The 5,505-nt window shown below is 70.2% G+C and carries 3 protein-coding genes and 1 pseudogene; 1 reads left to right on the forward strand and 3 read right to left on the reverse strand.

Going from position 1 to position 5,505, the window contains the following annotated elements:
* A partial coding sequence (locus tag FrCorBMG51_RS30790) for a hypothetical protein (RefSeq protein ID WP_235433404.1) occupies positions 1-338 on the forward strand: 338 nt, incomplete at its 5' end.
* A gap of 872 nt (positions 339-1,210) precedes the next feature.
* Here the strand turns inward: FrCorBMG51_RS30790 and pyk are convergent.
* The 3 genes and pseudogenes from pyk to FrCorBMG51_RS29435 form a co-directional block, all read right to left on the reverse strand.
* On the reverse strand, positions 1,211-2,644 hold the full coding sequence (gene pyk, locus FrCorBMG51_RS07535; protein WP_047222389.1) for a pyruvate kinase: 1,434 nt from the start codon (positions 2,642-2,644) through the stop codon (positions 1,211-1,213).
* 582 nt (positions 2,645-3,226) lie between these two features.
* Entirely contained in the window at positions 3,227-5,224 is a 1,998-nt protein-coding gene (locus FrCorBMG51_RS07540) for an ABC transporter ATP-binding protein (RefSeq protein ID WP_047222390.1), read from the reverse strand.
* Positions 5,225-5,317: 93 nt separating this feature from the next.
* Positions 5,318-5,505: pseudogene (locus tag FrCorBMG51_RS29435) on the reverse strand (enoyl-CoA hydratase/isomerase family protein); the annotation flags it as partial.

Consider the following 5,505-nt stretch of genomic DNA (forward strand, 5'->3'; position numbering starts at 1 on the left):
CAGCACCGGCAGCACCGGCAGCGAAGCGTGGCGGTTGCGCCGGGCGATGTCCGGATGCCTGTCGCGCGTCCGGCCCGGCTGTGCTGCTCCCGGCGGAAGTGCTGCTCCCGGCGGAAGTGGCCGCGGCGGCACCCGCCGCGGAAGGAGCAGACGTCTGCGGCCGCTCGGGCGGATCCGATGGACGTCCGACGTCCTTCTTCCCGCTGTCGGCGTTCCCGCTGTCGGCGTTCGCGCCCTCCCCGCTGGACGGCCTCGACGGGCCCGACGGGCTCATGACCGGACCGGATCTGGCGCTACCAGCGCCCTGGTCGGTTCGGCCAGACCGCTGCGGCGGTTGATCGGTCATTGCGCACGCTCCCGGGTCACGTGGGCCGAGTCAGGCCCAGCGTAATCCGGAGCATGCGTCGCTCCAGTAGCCGTTCTGCAACGTATCGTAAACGGCATTACCGTACGTTCGCCTGACTGGTCACATACGCACGCGGGGCCTGCGGATACCCGTGCGTGGACCCGGCCCTCAACTTCACCGAAATCCTCATCGAGGACGACCCTACGACCCACCGCCGTCGCGTACCGTTCCAGCCGGTCCGCGACAGTCGTGACACGACCGATCCGGAAAGCCACGGTCGATCACAGTTATCTCAAAACGGCCACGGCACCCGGTCTACGCGCCCATTACGACAGGCGACACGAAAACCAGCCTGCAAATACCGCAAAGCACGCCGACATCCGGTCCTCACGAACTCGACACCCACCCGTAACCCCCATCGCCACGGTGGCCGATTTGGCATGCCGACGGACCTCGCATCGCACGGAAGCAACGCTCGGGCGCCACGGACAGAACAGGATCTCAACCGCCCTCGTCAACCACCACCAGATGATCGACAGGCCCACCACGGCAGGCAGCCCTCTACACCCCCGAGCCCCGCCAACGCCGATCACCGCGAGGCAGCCCGCCCGGCAGACCGCTCCGAAGGATGTGAATCCACCGCTGCCAGAACAGCACCGGATCCACATCCTTCCCCACGCCCAATGATCGGCAAGCCCACCACGCCGACCAACCAACCAACCACGCCAGAGGCCCCCAAATTGCGGCAAAGCCCCCAACCAACCGCCCCCTTACCGATCATCGACAGATGATCGGTAAGCCCACCACGGCGGCCAACCAACCACGTCAGGGGCCCCCAAATTGTGACAAAGTCACAATTTGGGGTCAGACCTCTTCCCCGATACGGTGTACCCGGATGGTGTTGGTCATCCCGGCCACGCCGGGCGGGGTACCGGCCACGACGACCACCAGTTCGCCGGGCTTACAGCGTTCCAGCTGGAGCAGCGCGCTGTCGACCTGCCGCACCATCTCGTCGGTGCTGTGCGCGAACGGGACCAGGAAGGTCTCGACGCCCCACAGCAGTGCGAGCTGGCTGCGGACGGCGGGCACCGGGGTGAAGGCCAGCAGCGGGATGGGGCTGCGGTATCGGGCGAGCCGGCGGGCGNGGGCGAGCCGGCGGGCGGTGTCCCCGCTCTGGCTGAACGCCACCAGGTAGCGGGCGCCCATGGCGCTGCCGACGTTGGCGGCAGCCTCCGCCAGCGCGCCACCGACGGTACGCGGACGGGTACGCAACGGTGGGAGCCGGCCCAGGTCCGTTTCGGCTGTCTCGATGATCCGGGCCATCGTGGCCACGGCTTCGACGGGGTACTCACCGACGCTGGTCTCGGCCGACAGCATGATCGCGTCGGCGCCGTCGAGAACCGCGTTGGCGCAGTCGCTGGCCTCGGCCCGGGTGGGCCGGGGCGCGTGCACCATCGACTCCAGCACCTGGGTGGCCACGATCACCGGCTTCGCGCGCTCGCGCGCCCAGGACACGCCGCGCTTCTGTACCAGTGGCACCACCTGCAACGGCAGTTCCACCCCCAGGTCACCCCGGGCGATCATAAGACCGTCGAACGCCTCGACGATCTCTTCGAGCTGGTCAACGGCCTGCGGCTTTTCGATCTTGGCCAGGACGGGCAGGCGCACCCCGACCTCGTCCATCACCGCCCGGACCTTCTCGACGTCGGCGGCCGAGCGGACGAAGGACAGAGCGATCATGTCGGCGGGCAGCCCGAGCCCGAAACGCAGGTCCTCGGCGTCCTTGTCGGTCAGGGCGGGCACGCCAAGGGCCGCGCCCGGGATGTTCATCCCCTTGTGGTTGCTGACCGGGCCACCGACGATGACCGTGGTGTGGACGTCGGAGCCCGCGACCTCGACGACCTCGAGCACCAGCCGGCCGTCGTCGACGAGGATCCGGTCGCCCGCGGTGACATCGGAGGTCAGCCCGGAGAAGGTCGTCCCGACCCGGTGCTGGTCACCGAGCACGTCGTCAGTCGTGATCGTGAACCGGTCGCCGGAGGCCAGGGTGACCGGGCCGGACCCGAACTTCCCGAGTCTGATCTTGGGCCCCTGCAGGTCGACGAGGATGCCGACGCTACGGCCGACCGCGTCGGAGGCGGCCCGGATCTGCTGGTAGGTCTGCGCATGCTGTTCATGGGAGCCGTGGGAGAGGTTGAGACGGGCGATGTCCATACCGGCCTCGACCAGCTCCCGAATCCTCTCGGGCGAGCTGGTGGCCGGACCAAGTGTGCATACAATTTTCGCGCGGCGAGACACGAGACAAGCCTAGGAAATGACTCCGGTGGTCCGTACACCGCCCCCACTATCCGCTGGCCGACACCCGGAAAGTTTTCCAACCGCGGGAAAAAGGCCCTATTCCGTTTACCTGGGGCGCCATGCGTACAGGTGGGCGTACCGTCACACCGGCCCGCGCCGCCGCGGGGAGGCGGGTGACGACAGCCGGGCAGGCCCGCCCACGGCCGTCACGGACAGTGTGGCCAGCCGGGCCGGGCCGGGGGTTCCCAGCTCACGGTGGCCGGGCGGCGGCGGGGAGCCCGGCGGCCCACCGCCGTCCCACCGGTGGCATCCGCCGTCGCGTCGCCGGCCGGAGCGGCCAAGACAAGCACGGAAAGTAGCATCAAGATCGTCGCAGGGGTACTGGCCCACAGCCGGGCGAACACGGCCCGAACGAACCGCCCCGCGGCCGTCACGCGGCTGCCGCCCGGGCGTGCGTGCCAGGCGTCCCTGGACGGCGGGCCGGAAGACCTGTGGGGATGGTCCATCCAGCTTTACCCACCGGCCCGTACCGTCGGCGTTCCCCGGCTCCGCTCACCGGCCGGCTCCGCCCCACCAGCGAGATCATCCGACCGTGGCGGCCGATGCGCCCTCCCGCCGCGCGCCGTCCCGGCTCTCGCTGCCCCGGGCCTCCCCGTCCCGGGCCTCCCCGGAGCCGGCATCCCCGGAGCCGGCCTCGCCGTGGTGGGCCGCGTTCTGGGCTGCGAACTGGGTGCGGTACAGCTCGGCGTACAGGCCGCCGCGGGCCAGCAGTTCGGTGTGCCGGCCGCTGTCGACCAGCCGGCCGTTCTCGACGACGAGAATCCGGTCGGCGTCCCGGACGGTGGACAGCCGGTGAGCGATCACCAGCGACGTCCGGCCGACCAGCGCGGTGGCCAGGGCCTGCTGGACGGCGGCTTCGGACTCGCTGTCGAGATGGGCGGTGGCCTCGTCCAGGACGACGATCGAAGGCTCCTTGAGCAGCAGCCGGGCGATGGCGAGGCGCTGCTTCTCCCCGCCGGAGAGCCGGTAGCCGCGGTCACCGACGACCGTGTCGAGGCCGTCGGGCAGCGCCCGCACGACGTCGCCGATCTGGGCCGCGTCCATGGCCGCCCACATCTGCTCGGGCGTGGCTGCCGGCCGGGCGTAGGCGAGGTTCGCCCGGATGGTGTCGTGGAAGAGGTGCGCGTCCTGGGTGACCACACCCACGGCGTCCCGCAGCGACCGCAGGGTGATCTCCCGCACGTCGTGGCCGCCGACCCGGACGGTGCCGCTGACCGCGTCGTACATGCGGGGCACCAGTTGGCTGATCGTCGTCTTGCCGGCTCCGGACGGCCCGACCAGCGCGACCATCTCCCCGGGCGCCACCCGGAACGACACCTGGTGCAGGACGGTCTCGGACGGCCGGTGGTCGAGCACCGCCACCGACTCCAGGGAGGCCAACGACACCTCGTCCGCGGCCGGGTAGCGGAATCCGACGTCGTCGAACTCGATCGTGGCCGCGCCGGGCGGCAGGTCGACCGCGCCCGGCCGGTCGGAGATCGCCGGGGTGAGGTCGAGCACCTCGAAGACCCGCTCGAAGGAGACCAGCGCGGTCATCACGTCGACGTTGACGTTCGACAGCTGGGTCAGCGGGCCGTAGAGCCGCGCCAGGTACGAGGTCAGCGCGACGACGGTGCCGACCTGAAGCGTGCCCTCGGCGGCGAACCGCCCGCCCACGCCGTAGACGATCGCGGTCGCCAGGGATGCAACCAGGGTCAGCGAGACGAAGAAGATCCGGCCGTACATGGCCTGGGTGACGCCGATGTCGCGGACCCGGGCGGCCTTGGCCGTGAAGCCGTCGTTCTCCCGGGCCGGGTGGCCGTAGAGCTTGGCGAGCATCGCCCCGGAGACGTTGAACCGTTCGGTCATCACCGTGTTCATCTCGGCGTTGAGCCCGTAGCTCTCCCGGGTGAGCGCGGCCAGCTTCGGCCCGAGCAGCCGCGCCGGGACGACGAACACCGGCAGCAGCAACAGCGAGACGACCGTGATCTGCCACGACAACGCGATCATCGCGGCGAGGACGAAACCGACGGAGACGATGTTGGACAGGACCGAGGACAGCGTCCCGGTGAAGGCCGACTGGGCGCCGAGGACGTCGTTGTTCAGCCGGGAGATCAGCGCGCCGGTCTGGGTCCGGGTGAAGAACGCCAGCGGCTGGCGCTGGACGTGGTCGAACAGCCCGGCCCGCATGTCGAAGATCAGGCCTTCGCCGATGCGGGCGGAGAACCACCGTTGCGCGAGGGCCAGCAGCGCGTCGACGACGGCGATGAGCCCGACCAGCGCGGCAAGCGCCTCCACGACGCCCACCCGGCCGGGGATGATGCCCTCGTCGATGATCGCCTTGTAGACCAGCGGAGTCGTCGCGCCGAGCGCGGCGCTGATGACGATCAGGACGAGGAAGCCGACGAGCATCCTCCGGTAGGGCCGCGCGAACCCGGCGATCCGGCGCAGGGTGCCCGGCCGCAGTTTCTGGTGGACGACCGAGCGGTCACGCTGGAAGGCCCGCGCGCTGACGCGCGGCCCGTCCTCGGCGAATCTCATCGGCGGACCCCCGAATCCTGCTCATGCTTACGTTGCAACACTGTAAGCGAAAGCAGACGAGGATCGTTCCCGTCACGACCTCGGCCGGACGCGTCAGCCGGCTGCCCCGGCCGGTGCCGACGAGCAGCGCTCCTGAGCATCGCGCTCCGCACGCAACTGATCCGCTACAGAAAGCTCGCGGCTGTGCAGCAGCAACGCCTTGACCTCGACGGCCGCCTCGCGAGGAGCCGCAAGCAGGGCGGCGGCCAGCTCCTCCACCACCCGGTCGAGCTCGGCGGGGG

The organism is Protofrankia coriariae (assembly GCF_001017755.1).
Taxonomy (GTDB): domain Bacteria; phylum Actinomycetota; class Actinomycetes; order Frankiales; family Frankiaceae; genus Protofrankia; species Protofrankia coriariae.

What these genes read in the sequence shown, in the direction of transcription:
- FrCorBMG51_RS07540 (WP_047222390.1), bottom strand. Translation starts at nt 5,224, where the DNA reads ATGAGATTCGCCGAGGACGGGCCGCGCGTCAGCGCGCGGGCCTTCCAG.